The organism is Nostoc sp. (assembly GCF_036917375.1).
Lineage (GTDB): Bacteria > Cyanobacteriota > Cyanobacteriia > Cyanobacteriales > Nostocaceae > Nostoc.
Genome location: NZ_JBALDN010000065.1, coordinates 82,986 through 98,720 on the forward strand (window position 1 = coordinate 82,986; position 15,735 = coordinate 98,720).

Genomic DNA, 15,735 nt, shown 5'->3' on the forward strand with positions numbered 1-15,735 from the left:
ATCTCCCAATTTCCCCTGTGTTAAAAATATGAAAGAATTTCAAAAATTTGGCAGAATTTGCAGTAAGCTCATCTTGAATTGTAGTGTGATTTCATAGGAACCTTTACTATGGCAGCATCTTTTTTGCCTACTGTCTTGGCTAGTACTTCGTACTTGTCTGCGATCTTCGTGCCCATAATTGGTTGGGTTTTGCCAGGAGCGATCTTCGCGTTTCTGTTTTTATACATTGAAAGCGATGATATTAGCGATATCAACTGATACCGATGTAGTCATTAGTCATTAGTCATTAGTCATTTGCAATAAAAAACAAAGGACAAATGACAAAGGACAAAGTACAAATGACCAAAATTAATACCGCCCATCTCATAGAGACAGGCGGTTTTTTTAACGTTGATTTCTCAACAAATGCTAGAAAATTCTAACTTATAGTGTTCGGTTCAAACTAACTAATGTTAAATCGAAGAACCGAGTCCGGCGTAGGCACCATAAAAGAAAATGCCCAAGACTGTAATTATACCTAAACCTGCGATCGTAGCGACGACCCACAGGGGAATTCTCCCACTTCCAGACACAGCTTCTCTCCTCCCTTAACAACAAATCAACACACGTTCATAAACCAAGATTAACAACAGTACTTCTAATTAGTTAAAGAAGTAACTGGAAAACAGAATACCCAGAACGAAAATTAGTAGTAATCCCAGGTATAACGAAGTCCGGTTTAGTTCAACCGGTTGATTATTGGGATTGGGCGATCTTTCTACCATAGTTGCTCCTAACGTTGAATAAATTGCATTGCGGCGATCGCGCCCAAAAAGAATACAGTTGGTACACCTAAAGTGTGTACTGCCAGCCATCTAACGGTAAAAATTGGATAGGTAACTGGTTGATTGATGTTGTTTCCGCTAGTCATGATCTCAAACTACTTTCCAATAAATTCTTCAACTTGTTTTTTAGCTTCAAAACGGTTCTTCACAATGGGCACTTCTTGCCGCGCTGGTGTGAAATACTCGTTGGGACGGGGTGTACCAAAAGCATCATAAGCCAATCCGGTGCTGACAAATAGCCAACCAGCAATAAACAATGCTGGGATGGTGATGCTGTGAATTACCCAGTAACGAACGCTGGTAATGATGTCCGAAAACGGACGTTCTCCAGTGGTACCTGACATTTAGATCCCTACCTTATACATAGAGTGTTATTGAGTTTATTATCCTACAAAGTTAAGAAAGAGTTACAAGTTGCAACGTTCTTCTCAGAAATTGTACGTTGGGAATGGGGCATTGGAAGAGGCAGAGGGGCAAAGGGGAAATAACCGACTGCAACTTCTTCTCTGCTCAATACTTGTCGGGTTTTGGGGGAAAGGGACTCATGTTAAAGGGGAAAAACCTTATATATCGAGCCTTCCAATCCTTTTACCTTTACCCTTTTCCCTTTAACCGAGCAGTATTGCTCCCCTGCTCACTAAGCCGCCTCTGGGGAAGTTGCTTCAGGATTTGGTAGGTATTTGAGCAAAACGCCGCGATCGCCAATTATAAATCCCCGTTCTGGTTCTAAGAACACAATCTTGTACAAATTAGCCGCAACTTCTTCTATGTCACGGTCTTTTTCCCAAGTTTTGCCACCGTCGGCACTGCGTAGCAAATTACCGCTACCGCCACCTACCCAAATTTCATTGGGTGTGCGATATGCCAAATCTAATAAACCCCAACTGGTGGATAATTCTGGATATTTTGCCTCTTGCCATTCTTCTGGTTTAGTTGGGTCGCTAAACTGAACTTGACCTCCTCTAGCTAGCAACCACAATTGCCCATTGTCACCAAAGCCCATGTTTTCTACTCGCCGAGAACTATTGCGGTTATGGGGAACCCAAGCATTTTGGCCTGGTTCCCAAGTCGAGTAGAAGCTACCCTTGGCAGAAACAGCAATATATTTCCCATCAGGAGAACGTTCCAAATTACGCACCACACCCACTGCCGATTCCACCTGGGCTTTCCAGTTTTTGCCGCCGTCTGTGGTCTTATATATGGCTCCAACATTAGTAGCCATTTCCGCTGTATTGTCTGCTAGCGCCTTAACTGCGATCGGGCTACCTGGTAGCTTTTCGCTCAGGGGGATACGCGACCAAGAAGCACCTTCATCGGTAGTGTGTAGTAAAAGTCCAGGCTCTCCCGCAATCCAGCCTTCTTTACCTGCAAAACTTACTGAGTCAAAGCGATACTTCTGCTCATCTAGTTGCAGTGTTATTGGTTTCCAGGTATTACCACCGTCATTGGTTTCCAATAGGGTGGCATTGCTACCAACTAAGTAGCCATGTTCAAGGTTATCAGTAAAAGCAATATCCAATAAATTTGAGTCTGTTGGCACAGAAATGACTTTCCAAGGGTTGTAGCTAACAGAGGGAACTTGGCTACAACCTATGCACATCACGACTACTATTAACAAGGCAAATATTCGTTGCCAACCTTTCACAATTGAATGCATCAGTATTTCTTAGTTATTTCTAAATTTTTGTAGGAGTTGGCAGCCAGGATGCTGGAAAATCCTGGCTTTTTCATTTTGAATTTTGTTAGCCCAGTGTAAAGCCTCTGGTAAAGAGCGTTATTTGGAATTGTTTAAAGGCTGTCATTGTAAGCCGTAAAGACTGATAAAAAACAAGAAGCCAAGAGCCAAAGCACCAAAAATTAGGATATTCTTTTGGGTTGGCGTTAGGTTATTAACACCCAAACCATAACCGAGATTTTCTTTAAAGCCGGATGCAGTACCGGCAGGGCCGATGTTGGCAAAAGCGGTCTTTTTAGCAGAACAAACTGGACAGCGCCAATTTATGGGCAGTTCTGCAAAGCTTGTCCCTGAAGCAATATCATCCTTGTCGTCTCCCTTTTCGGGTTCGTAAACATAACCGCAGGCGCGACACTCGTAGCGGTCTAACACCGTAGTCTCAACAGCTGGTTCGCTCATGGCTAAGGCCTCGCAAAGGAGAAATCTTAAATATACGTTAAAAATTATGACATAATTGTTAGACTTTTCTATCACTAGCAAAAGTGAATCAAATACCTGAAGTCCGTCTGTTTCCCAGATTTCAGAAAAACCAAACAGATATAATGTAAAAGAAAGTTACGCAGTTAAGGGATTGGGCGTTGGGTAAAACAGTTCCGAGTTCCGAAAGTGCTAAGTAAAGAAGTGAGATTCCCTACTCAGCACTCAGCACTCAGCACTCAGCACTCAGCACTCAGCACTCAAAACTCACTACTTAAAATACTCCATAAGCGGTAGATACTCATTGTGTTTGTCCTCAGCGGTTACGAGTACCTTCTAGGCTTCTTCATCATCTGTAGCCTAGTACCTGCCTTAGCGCTCTCAGCTTCCAAGCTCCTACGACCCAGTGGTTACGCTCCAGAACGTCGCACCACTTATGAATCTGGCATGGAACCCATCGGGGGAGCCTGGATTCAGTTCAACATCCGCTACTACATGTTTGCTCTGGTCTTCGTCGTCTTTGATGTGGAGACTGTTTTCTTGTATCCTTGGGCGGTAGCTTTCCACCGTTTGGGGCTATTGGCTTTTATTGAAGCGCTAGTCTTTATTGCAATTCTTGTAGTCGCTTTAGTTTACGCATGGCGTAAAGGAGCTTTGGAATGGTCTTGAATTCTAACTTAACAACCCAGGGTAAAGAACGAATCATCAACCCCATTGAGCGTACCAATGTCACTCAAGACCTTTCAGAAAACGTCATTTTGACGACGGTTGATGACCTCTACGACTGGGCGCGGCTTTCTAGTCTGTGGCCGTTGTTATTTGGTACTGCTTGCTGCTTTATTGAGTTTGCAGCCTTAATTGGTTCCCGATTTGACTTTGACCGTTTTGGGCTAATTCCCCGTTCTAGCCCCCGCCAAGCCGATTTAATTATTACGGCAGGGACTATTACGATGAAGATGGCTCCGCAACTGGTGCGTCTTTACGAACAAATGCCAGAGCCAAAGTATGTAATTGCGATGGGTGCTTGCACAATTACTGGCGGGATGTTCAGCGTTGATTCCCCCACAGCAGTGCGCGGAGTCGATAAACTGATTCCTGTGGATGTGTACTTACCTGGTTGTCCTCCGCGTCCAGAAGCAATTATCGACGCAATCATTAAGCTGCGGAAGAAAATCTCCAATGAGTCGATGCAAGAGCGGGATAAAATTAAGCAAACTCACCGCTATTACAGCACAACTCATAACCTGAAGCCAGTAGAGGAAATCTTAACTGGTAAGTATTTGCAGTCAGCAACTCGCTCTGCACCACCGAAGGAATTGGCGGAAGCAATCGGTATGCCAATACCACCTGCACTGCTGACAGAAAAGGCGCAAAAGGAGGAACAAACCCGTGGCTGAAGAAGAATCTAAACCAGTACCAGCAGCGAAAGAAGAGTCATTGGTACAAGCGGGTAAAGTTTCCCAATGGTTGACGGAAAATGGTTTTGACCATGAATTTTTAGCACCAGACAAAAATGGTGTAGAGATAATTAAGGTAGCGGCAGATTTCTTGCTTCCTACCGCTACAGCCCTTTATGCTTATGGGTTTAATTATCTCCAGTGTCAAGGTGGTATTGACCTTGGCCCAGGACAAGAATTGGTGAGTATGTATCACTTGATTAAAGTCGGTGATAATAGCGATCGCCCCGAAGAAGTTCGAGTTAAAGTGTTCTTACCACGGGAAAATCCTGTAGTCCCTTCTGTGTACTGGATTTGGAAGACCGCAGATTGGCAAGAGCGCGAGTCTTACGATATGTTCGGCATTATCTATGAAGGGCATCCAAATCTCAAACGGCTTTTGATGCCGGAAGATTGGGTAGGTTGGCCCTTGCGGAAGGATTACATCTCGCCTGATTTCTACGAGTTGCAGGACGCTTATTAGAGATTGCTGAATCGAGACGCGATGAATCGCGTCTGTACAAGACAGTGGTTTCGGCAGTGATTAACCCCTTTCCGGTGGCGGAGAGGGGTTATGTTTTTGGTGTTTTTATATAAAGTTGGTTGACAAAATTTGCTGTAATTCATTGACTGTATTTACAGTTTTAATTGCCTGCTGAATTGTTTTTAATTTCTGCAAATCTGTGATTTGAGAGATTATCGACATCAATTCTGAACTTTGATTGCCAAACTTAATTTCTAATGCTAATTCAATCCCTGAATATAACTCCTCTTTTCTTCCTCGTTCTTCCCCTTTGCTAAAAATTTCTTGATACCAAGGCGATTGCTCTAAAAGTGCCATATCCCACCTCAAAATTTGCTGAACTATTGCACTATCTAATACAAACGTAGCAAAAAATCCTAATACTGTTTCTAGTTGATTCAATTGTTCATCTGCACGTAAGATTCGCAATGCATCTCGAATTGTAGACTCGTTATCACCATCTTTGAGAATAGGCACAAATGTAAGTAGTGATGGTAATGGTTGTGCAAAAGCAATGTTTACATCAACTTCCCACAGGTTAATGACACGATAATCTTGAATAGCCCGTAAACCAGCAATATTTAATTCATAACTTGTCGGTATTTAGCGTCACTTGCCTTGAGGATATTAATTAGTACTGGATACGTTGGCAAATTATATTTTTCTTCTGCAAGTGCTGCATAAGCGCGCATCCTTCGCGGCATTTCTGGTTGATAGCGCAGTTGTAATTCGTTAAGAACGAGAAATTTTCCATGCTGGGGACTTTCAACACGGATTAAAACATCACTTTCTCGACTTATCCACTAAAATTCTGAGTTGAGAATTTCACCAGCAACAATATCAGGAATTTGCGTTACCCATTTTACCCAGTTATCAGGTGCAAGGCTGATTAAGCGTTTGGTGCTGACATCGGCGGGTTTAATCATGGGGTTGTAAACGCACTGAAAGTTATCAAATAATTGTACTTAAGACTGGATTACAAATATTCAGATTTTTGATTGGACTACTTAGAGAAAGCGTAGGCAAAGCCCGCACTTCGGCTGCGCTCAGTGACCGTCGTAGACATCGCACCCAATCTGAGATAATTTGAGTGCAATGTCTAAAATGCTCAGTAAGATTTCTTAGTAATCGGAATCGCTATCTCTACCGTTGTATTTATATTTGTGGGATAATTTAATCTAAATATTTAAAGTAATATGTCAGAAATACCCCAAAACGACGGCATTTGGATTGTTACCGATGAAGTGTCGCAAATATCTATTCCTGACGGTGCTAAAGGCGGGAGTATTAATAGAGGCAGTTGGGGAGACGAAACTATCAGGGAAAGTATTGGTAGCAAAGGGGTAGGAGATGCCGTTAAGGTTAGCGCTCAAACATTAGAGCAAAATATGACTCACTTTCTCAAACTCGTGGGAAGTTTGTTTAGTCAAGCTGAACAGCAAGCAAAAGTCAACTCCAAAATGCAGCTAGATGAAATTGAGCTATCGGTAGAAATTAGTGCAGATGGGGAAGTTAAATTAATTGGCAGTGGTGTCAAAGCTGGGAGTAAAGGAGCAATTAAGCTGAAGTTCAAGCGCCAAGAAGTACAGTGAGATGGCAAAAAATTGGGCGATCGCGATCGGAATTAACCAGTATGATTATCTGCAACCGCTAAACTATGCCAAGCGGGATGCACTGTTAATGCAAGAGTTTTTGGGCAATGAAGCCGGATTTGAGCGGATATTCTTCTTCTCCGATGACTCTCCTGAACTTGCTGGAAAATCGACTCGCCCAACTCGCACTAACTTGTTGCGAGTCTTGCGGCAGTTATTTGACAATCCCTTTATGGGAGCAGGGGATAATTTCTGGTTTTTCTTCAGTGGGCATGGGATAAGATACGCTGATCGTGATTATCTCATGCCCTGTGATGGCGATCCAGAGGATATTGAAAACACGGCAATTGCGATTAACTTTGTGAGTGAACGCCTGCGTCGCTGCGGCGCTGATAATGTTGTCTTGATTCTGGATGCTTGTCGCAATGAAGGCAAAAAAACAGGTGAAGGAATTGGGCGACAAACCGCAGAAGAAGCACGTCAACAAGGAGTTATCAGCATTTTTTCTTGTATTCCCCAAGAGTTTTCTTATGAAATTGAAGCTTTACAACAAGGTGCTTTTACCACTGCGTTACTAGAAGGATTAGGAATTCAAGGTAAATGCGCTACTGTTGAACGCTTGGAGCAATATCTCAAGTTTCGTGTGCCTGAACTGGTTCGCCAGCATAAGAATACAAGGCAAACACCTTATCTTATTGCTGAACCTGTGAATAAATCCCACCTAATACTTGTGCCACGATATGCAACTCTAGCAGATATCGCCACATTGAAAAATGATGCTTACCAAGCAGAAGTAAACAGGAATTTAGATTTAGCAGAGCAATTATGGATTCGGGTATTAGCTGCGGCTTCAGGGCAAGATATGGATGCAATCAAAGCAATTCAAAGAATTGAAAGGTTGCGGTGGAAACCTCAAGAATCATCTTCACTACGACCTCATCTTAGTATTGAAAATTCCACTAAGGGAATATTTACAGTTGAAAAACATCCCTTAAAAACCTTTCAATTTGAAGTGGTTACGGTAAATGCAAAAGGAAATATCACCAACCGCCATAATGAGGAAGCGAAATATTTTGAAGAAAATTTAGGTAATGGTGTCATTTTGGAAATGGTGCAGATACCAGGAGGAATCTTTATGATGGGTTCACCACCAGAGGAAGCGGAACGACAAGATGATGAAAGTCCACTGCATCAAGTAACAGTTCCTAAGTTATTCATGGGGAAATATGCAGTTACCCAGGCACAGTATCAAGCAATTATGGTCAGTAATCCTTCTAAATTCAAAGGTGAGAAACGACCTGTAGAAAAAGTTAGTTGGGATGAAGCGGTAGAGTTTTGTAAAAAGTTGAGTCAGAAGACAGAACACACTTACAGGCTACCCAGTGAAGCCGAATGGGAATATGCTTGTCGTGCAAGAACAACTACACCGTTTTATTTTGGTGAAACGATTACCACAGATTTAGTTAACTACCACGGTAATTATCCTTACGGCTCTGCATCAAAGGGCGAATATCATGAACAAACAATTGATGGAGGAAAATTTCCGCCTAACCCTTTCGGCTTATACGATATGCATGGTAATACATTCGAGTGGTGTTTAGATGTATATAATAGTAATTATCAGGATGCGCCAAAAGATAGTAGTGCGTGGCTAACTGGTAAAGATAATGAAATAAAGCTGCTGCGTGGCGGTAGTTGGTTCATCGATGCCAGGTATTGCCGTTCTGCCAATCGCGATAGTCACGCACGCGCGATTCGTCATAGCAGTATTGGTTTTCGCGTGGTGGCGGTGGCTGTGGCGTGAGTACTCCCCAAAGTCAGAGTTGGTAAGTGGGAATTTATCGAGCGTACACCAGGGAGTCCAGACCTGAACCAGCGAGGAAGGCGACAACCTCCGAATATAAAACCGAGTCGGATAGCTTGGTAGATTGCGAAACCGAACAGTTGTTCGACTCTATTAATTTTGCGACATTTAAAAGAAATTCGTAGGTTGGGTTGAGGAACGAAACCCAACATTACCCATCACGACACCCAACGCTGATGTTGGGTTTCACTTCGTTTAACCCAACCTACAATTTAGGTGATACCTACTCTTTAGCGATATCAGAGTCAAATACAATTTCTTGCCCAGCACCCCACGTAATATCATACGTACCCTGACGAACAGAACGATGAAAGCTGGAATATTCCCAATCTTTTGGAGCTTTCACTAAACCATGTTTGACAGGATTGTAGTGAATATATTCAAGGTGATTTTTAAAATCTACCTCGTCTCTAATCAAGTGTTCCCAAAAACGACGCTGCCAAATACCTCGCTCTTTTTTATTTTGCCTAGAAGTAGATAGGTTTTCCTGTGATAAAGTAATGCACTGGCGACTAAAATAGCTTTTAATCAAACGCCAACGAGTAGAAAAATTGCGTAGACGCGAAGCGGCTTGTCGTCAGACATCGCCCTGTGGTAATGTCCAAATACAGTGCAGATGATCGGGTAATAAAACAAAGGCATCAATTATAAATGGGTGTTGTTGCATTACATACTGAAAAATATTTCTCAATAAAGATACGTTAGTCGGTAAGCATAATAGTCTTTGTCTTTTATGAGTTACGAGTGTAAAAAAATAAGTGCCACCTTCTATTGTGGCTCGGCGATATTGCATTGAGTTAATTTTATGATGGTTATATTTCGGGCTTTATACCAAAGTATTGGTTATAAAACATACCGTCAACTTATTGTTTTTGAGATGTGAGTTAAGAAATGAGTGAAGGGCAATCTAATAAACTAAAGTAGATGTTGGGTTTCGTTCCTCAACCCAACCTACGATTAAGTCTGATTTAAAGTTTGACGATACCCTTAGTCTATTTGCCATCGTACTCAGCATTCGATTTTGGAATGTCAAAAGTCTCTGGAGACGCTTCAGAAGTTAAGCGGTAAAGTAATAGGCTCGTGGTGCGTTGTAAGAAAGGTCAACGCACCCTTATCTAAAGAAGCGGCGAGTCCAAACAATTACTTTACAGATGTGACTGTTTGGTTTACTACTGGGCGTGGTTTCTTGCGGTCTGACCTGCGCGTTCCACCAGCCATTCCATATTCATCACTATTTTTGCCATAGCGAGATGCAACATTCAATAGCATTTGCTCAGAATAAGTATTCAACTCTCGTTCTGCTTCTATTAATGCATTGTGTGTCTTATCTACTATTATTTGTGCTTGATTATAAGCGGCTAACTTTTCTCGTAACTCAATTACTTTAGTGTTGTAAGTAGCAATTGAAAACCCATTACTAAAGTCTAACTCAGGGTTAATTGTCTGCATTCCTTCAATCCGTCGTTCAGCTTTAGTCAGTGAGATGGAGTTTCGTTTCCGTTGCATATAGTTTTCCTATTTGGATTTATTTATAAATAACCCTGACTTTATACACTGAGTTATTTATATATCATCACAATACGCAATAGGCAGATGCACCAGCCACAGTGAAGTTACAGAATTATAAAAGCATTGGATGGCATTAGCCAACTAGATAGATGCGGGTATATTTGCTGAAATTCGTTGAGAAAAGCTAGTTTTGGAGTCACAAAAGCTAGTTTTGATGTCGCAAAAGCTAGTTTTGATGTCGCAAAAGCTGGTTTTGATGTCGCAAAAGCTGGTTTTGATGTCGCAAAAGCTAGTTTTGATGTCGCAAAAGCTGGTTTTGATGTTGCAAAAGCTAGTTTTGATGTTGCAAAAGCTGGTTTTGATGTCGCAGAGCTTTATCTCATGTAGAGACGCGATAAATCGCGTCTAAAAAATTGACGCGTTAGAGAGACGCTATAAATCGCCGTCTCTACAAAGAATGTACTCGTCAATTATTCTTTGACAGACTACTAACTAATAGTAACAACAGCTACCATTGCATCGGCTAGAAGGGGATGAGACAAAGCACATTAAAAATTTATTTTTATAACTAAAAATTTTATTTTATTTATGTGTTAGGTAGCTTTCAGGATGTTGTCTGTATAATCTATTATTCAGTTTAAATTCTCGAATGTATAATCTATCATTCAGTCTTATTGATTATTGACCTCTGTTACTTATTGATAGGTTGAAGTTTGGGAATTAGAGTATCTTTTTTTAAGACATAACATACCACTCACCTAGTAGTTATTTATTAACGAAATTTAAGAATTTATGTAAGCATACTCTATCCTAGACATGACCTAAACTTGTGCTTCAAAAATCATGAGCCATTATATGAATAGTTAGCACGTTAACAGCACTATCCAATGTCTCAAGACTTATTAAACTCCTTTCAAGAAGCATACAGTAATCTCGAACTGTTTCCGTTGATGGAACGGAATGAAATGGAAAGATTTCGAGTCGAATATGGTGATGATTTGATTGCAGACCTGAACCAATTAGTCGAAGATAGTCCTAATGGAGATGGCAAAATTGTCTTTACAGGACATCGGGGATGTGGTAAGTCTACTTTGTTAGCTGAGTTTAGCCGACAAATTCAAGATAAATATTTTGTAGTTCTCTTTTCTATTGCTGACAAAATTGAAATGTCGGCTGTTAATCATATTAATATACTGTTTGCGATCGCAGTTAATTTAATGACCGAGGCAGAAGCACGCAAAGTTGATATTCCACAATCTACTAAAGAAGCTCTTTATAAGTGGTTTGCTACCCGTACTCGCACTGAAGAATCCAATTTGCAAGCAGAAGTAAGTATAGGTTTTGACCTCTTAAAGTTGATTAGTTCTAAATTAAAAGCTGATGCTAGCGTTCGGGATGAAATTAAGCAAGAGTTTGAACGCAAGTTATCAGATTTAGTTGCCAGAATTAACGAAATAGCTGCTTTAATTCAAGCTGCCACTAAACAAAATGTTTTAGTAATTATTGATGATTTAGATAAACTGGATTTAGGCAGAGTTAACGAAATTTATCGAGATAACATTAAAGCTCTCTGCCAACCTAACTTTCAAATTATTTACACTATCCCGATCGCAGTCCTTCGAGAAACATTTATTAGCACAATAATTGCTACTGAAACCAACGACCAAGTTGTAGCAATGCCTGTCTTAAAAATATTTGATAAAGGTAAAAATCGCATCCCAAATGCCCAACCTCGCCCGGAAGCAACAAAGATTCTTGGTGAAGTTTTACAAAAGCGGATTCCCAGTGAATTAATCGCAGCAGAAACGGCTGATAAAATTGTGATTTACAGTGGTGGCGTATTGCGAGAATTAATTCGGATTTCTAAGGAATGTTGCCGGATATGTTTGCGAACTATCCGGCGAAATCCTTCAGCCCAAGTTATTATTGATGATAAAATTCTCCTGCAAGCAATCAATAAAATTCGCAATGATTTTTCGATACGCTTAGGAAAAACTGATATCGATATTTTGCAGAGTGTGTACGAACAATTTATGCCCAACGACCCCAAACAAGCAGAGTTTTTAGATTTGTTACACGGGCTGTATGTTCTAGAATATCGCACTGATGAAACTTGGTATGATGTTCATCCAATTATTATCGAAAGCTTGAGAAGACAGGGAGCCATTAATGTTAAATGAGGAATTATTAGATGATGAAGGAGAAAATCAAGATGCGTATGATGATTTAATTGTTTCTATTGAAGCTCAAAAGCGAGGATTAAATTTACTGATTGCAGTTTGCGATGATGCTAGCTTTCGCGATGAGATTATTGCTCAATATGAAGCTGAACTACAACCAGCCTTCGGTACATATCGAGTAACTTTAGCACGTCAAGAACCAAGCCTCAAAGCTGCTCTTAACCAACTAGTACAACAAGAAGAATATCTCCGTCAACACAACCCGGCGGTAATCACTGTGACGGGTGCTGAACAATTGTATTTTCTTCGGTTGGGAAATGAGCAATCGGAACAGGAAAAGTTTTTTGGTTACTTACAGTGGACTAGGGAAGGATTGCGCGAATTTCCGTTTGCGATCGTGCTTTGGGTAACTAACCAAATTTTAGTCAACCTAATTAAAAAAGCTCCTGATTTTTGGAGTTGGCGCAACGGTGTATTTCGGTTTGAATCTCAAAAGACAAATGCTATTCCTGGTAAAGAACTAGAAAATATCCGCTTTGTTTTTCGAGATACAGAATTAGCCAGCACAGATACTAATGAAACTAATCGCTTTTTCTTACCCATTCAAGATTTACAAAGGTTAATCGAGAAAGTAGAACAAGAACGGGGAACTAAAGACCCCACCTTGGCTACGTTATACTCAAGATTGGGCGATATTTACCACAGCAGATTAGATCGGGGTGAATCTCAAAATTATCAAGAAGAACAGGAATTAGCAATTAAATATTGGCGTCAAGCGAGTGAGTTACAAAATGAATTGGGTTTGCAGATAGAGTTAGCTAATAGCCTCGACAATTTAGCAGGAATATATCGTGCAACAGGACACTACAACGAAGCCGAACCCTTATATAAACAAGCTTTAGAACTGAGAAAACGCCTATTAGGAGAAAATCATCCTGCTTTTGCTACTAGCCTGAATAATTTGGCAGGACTTTACAAATCTACTGGACAATATAGTAAAGCAGAACTCCTATATCAACAAGCTTTAGAACTGAGAAAAGGATTGTTAGGAGAAAACCATGCCGATGTCGCTGCCAGTTTGAATAATTTGGCATTACTATATGATGAACAAGGACGTTATGACGAAGCAGAACCTCTGTATTTGCAATCATTAGAACTCGAAAAACGTCTGCTGGGTGAAAATCATCTTTCTTTTGCTCTGATACTGAATAATTTAGCGCTACTTTATTATCATCAAGGACGCTACAGTGAAGCTGAACCTTTATCGCAACAAGCAATAGAATTAGATAAGCGATTTTTGGGAGAAGAAAATCCTGATGTTGCCACAGATTTGCATAATTTAGGTTTAATATACCGCGCTCAAGGACGCTACAGTGAAGCGGAATCTTTGTTTTTGGAATCATTAGAACTCAAAGAGCGTGTATTACAAAAAGCGCATCCGCTATTAGCAGATACGATCTATGCTCTTGGTTATATGTACAGGGAACAGGGACGTTACAATGAAGCGGAACCCTTATGTATAAAAGCTTTAGAACTTGATAAGCACCTATTGGGAGAAAATCATCCCAATGTTGCCGAAAGTCTCAATAATCTGGCAGAAATTTATCGTGCAACTGGACGTTACGGTGAAGCAGAACCGCTGTATTTGCAAGCTTTAAATATTTGTGAACGAGTCTGGGGTGTAAATCATCACCGTAGTGTTACTGTTCGTCAAAATTTAGAGAAGCTTGCGGTGGCGACGCAGGAGAATTAAGGTCAGAAAATCTCACGCAGAGGTACAGAGAGAAGGATTAAGTTTTAAGACAGTCGCTATAATTATTTGATTTTTAGTTGGGTAGCGATCGCCTGTTAACTAGTCATGCAAAATTAAATATATAGCAATTCTAAATCTTTCGTGAAGACTTAGATCCCCGACTTCTTAAAGAAGTCGGGGATCTGGACACTGATCATTAATGCTCTAAATTACTTAATTTTTAGGTTTTTTAATAGAAATCAACAATTTTAGAGACGTTGCATTGCAACGTCTCTACATTTGGGTTATTGCATGAGAATTTGACGGATTAAAATGCTCATAACCTCATCTGGGTTATCGGTTGGTTGCAGTGGACTCCAGTCGCCAACACTGGCGTAGCCAATTACCTGTAAATAGTGGATTGTGCTAGTAACGGCTTTGGCAGAACCAATGAGTAGATGCTTTATCGGTTCTCTCTTGCGAAATGAACTCTCAGGCGATTGATTGCCGATGGGTGGACTGGAATCGTCGCCACGCAGATATTGTTCTAATTTTGACTGGGCGGAATTTTTGAATTGTGCCATTATTGTATTCATACTCCGATTTTGGGGTTTAGATAAGGGCGATCGCACACTTCTTTCCGGGATGAGGCGATCGCCTTTATCGATCTTGGGGTTTAGATAAGAGCGATCGCTGTCTTCTTTACAGAATTTGGCGATCAGCTTTATCATTTTTTATTTTAAAGTATAAAATTATACTTGTCAATTACTAATTGCAGAATTTTTATTAATAATTCTCAAGTTTTAACGACAATAAATTATGCATAATTTGAGTAAAATTAATTATGTAAAATTAATTATTTATGTGGTGTTAAATATCAGAAATTTCTTAATTGTTTAGTTTTTATTTGAGTAGCGATCGCCTTTTACCAAGCTAAGTTTTTACTATCTGAAATTACTTATTTTTGACTTTTGACTTTCCCAAGGGGGTCGCCTTTTTCTCAAGCCAGGTTTGAGAATCGTGCAAGGTCTTGGTTTTCTGGTTGATGTATGGTAAGTTTAACTACAATCCAGCAGGTAGTCTGTTGTTAAGCTGGCTCAAAAGTTTTATGGCGGACAGCAGTACAGGTAATCCCGATTCTCGACAAGAGTCTATTCTGAATGCTAATGTCAGCGATCAAGCAGCAGAGTTAGACGCTCTTGGTTTTGAACCTTATGTTAGTGCGATCGCAGAGTTTTTAACTAATCCTGTAACTCAACCTCCACTGACTATTTCTATCGAAGGTGCATGGGGTAGTGGTAAGTCTTCTTTTATGAAGCAACTCCAGAAAGCTATTGAAGAAAGCCAACATAAAAAGTTTGAGGATAAGTTACAAAACGATCTGGGAAAGTTTGAAATCAATGCAAGGAAAAAGATTAGAAAGTTTACCGAGCAACTGCCAGGGTTGCTTGGTAAGACTCTTGAATTTATTTCTGTTCAAAGTTTATCTATTTTAATTACTATATATAAATCTTTACGTTTAAATCTTAACAAGCTACAACCTAAGCCAAAAACAGTTTGGTTTAATGCTTGGAGACATGATAAAGCAGAAGCTTTATGGGCAGCCTTTGCACTGGAATTTTTGCGAAAAATCTCTACACCTCGCTCTACTTCTGATTACTTACCTACTGGGATTGGTCACATTAAACTATTATTCTTTCGCGTCAATTTGAAAGAAGGCTGGCTAGATTTTCTTCGGACACTTGCCCAATTATTGATTGGTATCTCTGCTATTGTAATTATTGGTATTTTTTCTTTTTTAAAAGGACCGGCATGGGTTGAACAATTGTCTAATACCAATTTAATATGAAGCTGCATAAAATAAAGCTTCCAGGATAAAGTTGTAAGAAGAGACAGAAATTACCTGCTCAAGTGTAAGTTGAT

The 15,735-nt window shown here is 40.3% G+C and carries 18 protein-coding genes and 2 pseudogenes; 10 read left to right on the forward strand and 10 right to left on the reverse strand.

Going from position 1 to position 15,735, the window contains the following annotated elements; translation table 11 throughout:
* Nucleotides 1–108 precede the first annotated feature (108 nt).
* Nucleotides 109–258, forward strand: coding sequence for a photosystem I reaction center subunit VIII (locus V7K45_RS18175; protein ID WP_335005763.1), 150 nt, complete (start codon nt 109–111; stop codon nt 256–258).
* A 194-nt stretch (nt 259–452) separates the two neighbouring features.
* Here the strand turns inward: V7K45_RS18175 and V7K45_RS18180 are convergent, their stop codons facing one another.
* The 6 genes from V7K45_RS18180 to V7K45_RS18205 all read right to left on the reverse strand — a co-directional run bounded on the left by V7K45_RS18180 (nt 453) and on the right by V7K45_RS18205 (nt 2,958).
* Nucleotides 453–572, reverse strand: a complete 120-nt coding sequence (locus V7K45_RS18180) for a photosystem II reaction center protein J (protein ID WP_012411803.1) — start codon at nt 570–572, stop codon at nt 453–455.
* A gap of 69 nt (nt 573–641) precedes the next feature.
* Entirely contained in the window at nt 642–764 is a 123-nt protein-coding gene (locus V7K45_RS18185; RefSeq protein WP_015127970.1) for a photosystem II reaction center protein L, read from the reverse strand.
* A gap of 8 nt (nt 765–772) precedes the next feature.
* A complete protein-coding gene (psbF, locus tag V7K45_RS18190) occupies nt 773–910 on the reverse strand; it encodes a cytochrome b559 subunit beta (RefSeq protein WP_015115279.1) in 138 nt (45 codons plus the stop codon).
* Between the two features lie 9 nt (nt 911–919).
* Nucleotides 920–1,168 (reverse strand): cytochrome b559 subunit alpha, encoded by a 249-nt coding sequence (psbE, locus tag V7K45_RS18195; RefSeq protein ID WP_094348030.1) that lies wholly within the window; start codon nt 1,166–1,168, stop codon nt 920–922.
* 293 nt (nt 1,169–1,461) lie between these two features.
* A complete protein-coding gene (locus tag V7K45_RS18200; RefSeq protein ID WP_335005765.1) occupies nt 1,462–2,481 on the reverse strand; it encodes a photosynthesis system II assembly factor Ycf48 in 1,020 nt (339 codons plus the stop codon).
* A 141-nt stretch (nt 2,482–2,622) separates the two neighbouring features.
* Nucleotides 2,623–2,958, reverse strand: a complete 336-nt coding sequence (locus V7K45_RS18205) for a rubredoxin (RefSeq protein WP_094348032.1) — start codon at nt 2,956–2,958, stop codon at nt 2,623–2,625.
* A 324-nt stretch (nt 2,959–3,282) separates the two neighbouring features.
* On the opposite strand from V7K45_RS18205, the gene ndhC reads away from it, so the two are divergent.
* The 3 genes from ndhC to V7K45_RS18220 are packed head-to-tail and all read left to right on the forward strand — an operon-like array spanning nt 3,283 to nt 4,896.
* Nucleotides 3,283–3,645: a photosynthetic/respiratory NAD(P)H-quinone oxidoreductase subunit C gene (ndhC, locus tag V7K45_RS18210; protein ID WP_012411797.1), complete on the forward strand. Its 363-nt coding sequence runs from the start codon at nt 3,283–3,285 to the stop codon at nt 3,643–3,645.
* Nucleotides 3,636–4,373, forward strand: coding sequence for a photosynthetic/respiratory NAD(P)H-quinone oxidoreductase subunit K (gene ndhK, locus V7K45_RS18215; RefSeq protein WP_292779064.1), 738 nt, complete (start codon nt 3,636–3,638; stop codon nt 4,371–4,373). The genes ndhC and ndhK overlap by 10 nt, the downstream gene beginning before the upstream one ends.
* Entirely contained in the window at nt 4,366–4,896 is a 531-nt protein-coding gene (locus V7K45_RS18220; RefSeq protein ID WP_322664189.1) for an NAD(P)H-quinone oxidoreductase subunit J, read from the forward strand. The genes ndhK and V7K45_RS18220 overlap by 8 nt, the downstream gene beginning before the upstream one ends.
* Nucleotides 4,897–5,001: 105 nt before the next feature.
* On the opposite strand, the pseudogene V7K45_RS18225 reads toward V7K45_RS18220, so the two are convergent.
* Nucleotides 5,002–5,861, reverse strand: a pseudogene (locus V7K45_RS18225) (Rpn family recombination-promoting nuclease/putative transposase).
* A gap of 270 nt (nt 5,862–6,131) precedes the next feature.
* Here V7K45_RS18225 and V7K45_RS18230 point away from each other — a divergent pair.
* Together V7K45_RS18230 and V7K45_RS18235 are read left to right on the forward strand one after the other, a co-directional pair.
* Nucleotides 6,132–6,527 carry a Pepco domain-containing protein gene (locus tag V7K45_RS18230; protein ID WP_335005768.1) on the forward strand — a complete coding sequence of 132 codons (396 nt, stop codon included), beginning with the start codon at nt 6,132–6,134 and terminating at the stop codon, nt 6,525–6,527.
* Between the two features lies 1 nt (nt 6,528).
* The gene (locus tag V7K45_RS18235; protein WP_335005770.1) at nt 6,529–8,331 is read left to right on the forward strand and encodes an SUMF1/EgtB/PvdO family nonheme iron enzyme; all 1,803 of its coding nucleotides are present in this window, start codon (nt 6,529–6,531) and stop codon (nt 8,329–8,331) included.
* Between the two features lie 283 nt (nt 8,332–8,614).
* On the opposite strand, the pseudogene V7K45_RS33015 reads toward V7K45_RS18235, so the two are convergent.
* Nucleotides 8,615–9,184, reverse strand: a pseudogene (locus V7K45_RS33015) (REP-associated tyrosine transposase).
* Nucleotides 9,185–9,531: 347 nt separating this feature from the next.
* Nucleotides 9,532–9,897 (reverse strand): hypothetical protein, encoded by a 366-nt coding sequence (locus V7K45_RS18245; protein ID WP_335005774.1) that lies wholly within the window; start codon nt 9,895–9,897, stop codon nt 9,532–9,534.
* Between the two features lie 177 nt (nt 9,898–10,074).
* Between V7K45_RS18245 and V7K45_RS18250 the strand changes: the two genes are divergently transcribed.
* From V7K45_RS18250 to V7K45_RS18260, 3 genes are all read left to right on the forward strand, one after another.
* A complete protein-coding gene (locus V7K45_RS18250) occupies nt 10,075–10,287 on the forward strand; it encodes a hypothetical protein (protein ID WP_335005776.1) in 213 nt (70 codons plus the stop codon).
* 500 nt (nt 10,288–10,787) lie between these two features.
* A complete protein-coding gene (locus V7K45_RS18255; protein ID WP_335005781.1) occupies nt 10,788–12,080 on the forward strand; it encodes an ATP-binding protein in 1,293 nt (430 codons plus the stop codon).
* Nucleotides 12,070–13,833, forward strand: coding sequence for a tetratricopeptide repeat protein (locus V7K45_RS18260; protein WP_335005783.1), 1,764 nt, complete (start codon nt 12,070–12,072; stop codon nt 13,831–13,833). Before V7K45_RS18255 ends, V7K45_RS18260 begins: the two co-directional genes overlap by 11 nt.
* 284 nt (nt 13,834–14,117) lie before the next feature.
* Here the strand turns inward: V7K45_RS18260 and V7K45_RS18265 are convergent, their stop codons facing one another.
* Nucleotides 14,118–14,396: a hypothetical protein gene (locus V7K45_RS18265; protein ID WP_335005795.1), complete on the reverse strand. Its 279-nt coding sequence runs from the start codon at nt 14,394–14,396 to the stop codon at nt 14,118–14,120.
* Nucleotides 14,397–14,842: 446 nt separating this feature from the next.
* Here V7K45_RS18265 and V7K45_RS18270 point away from each other — a divergent pair, with 446 nt between their 5' ends.
* Nucleotides 14,843–15,661, forward strand: coding sequence for a P-loop NTPase fold protein (locus tag V7K45_RS18270; RefSeq protein ID WP_335005785.1), 819 nt, complete (start codon nt 14,843–14,845; stop codon nt 15,659–15,661).
* Nucleotides 15,662–15,735 lie beyond the last annotated feature (74 nt).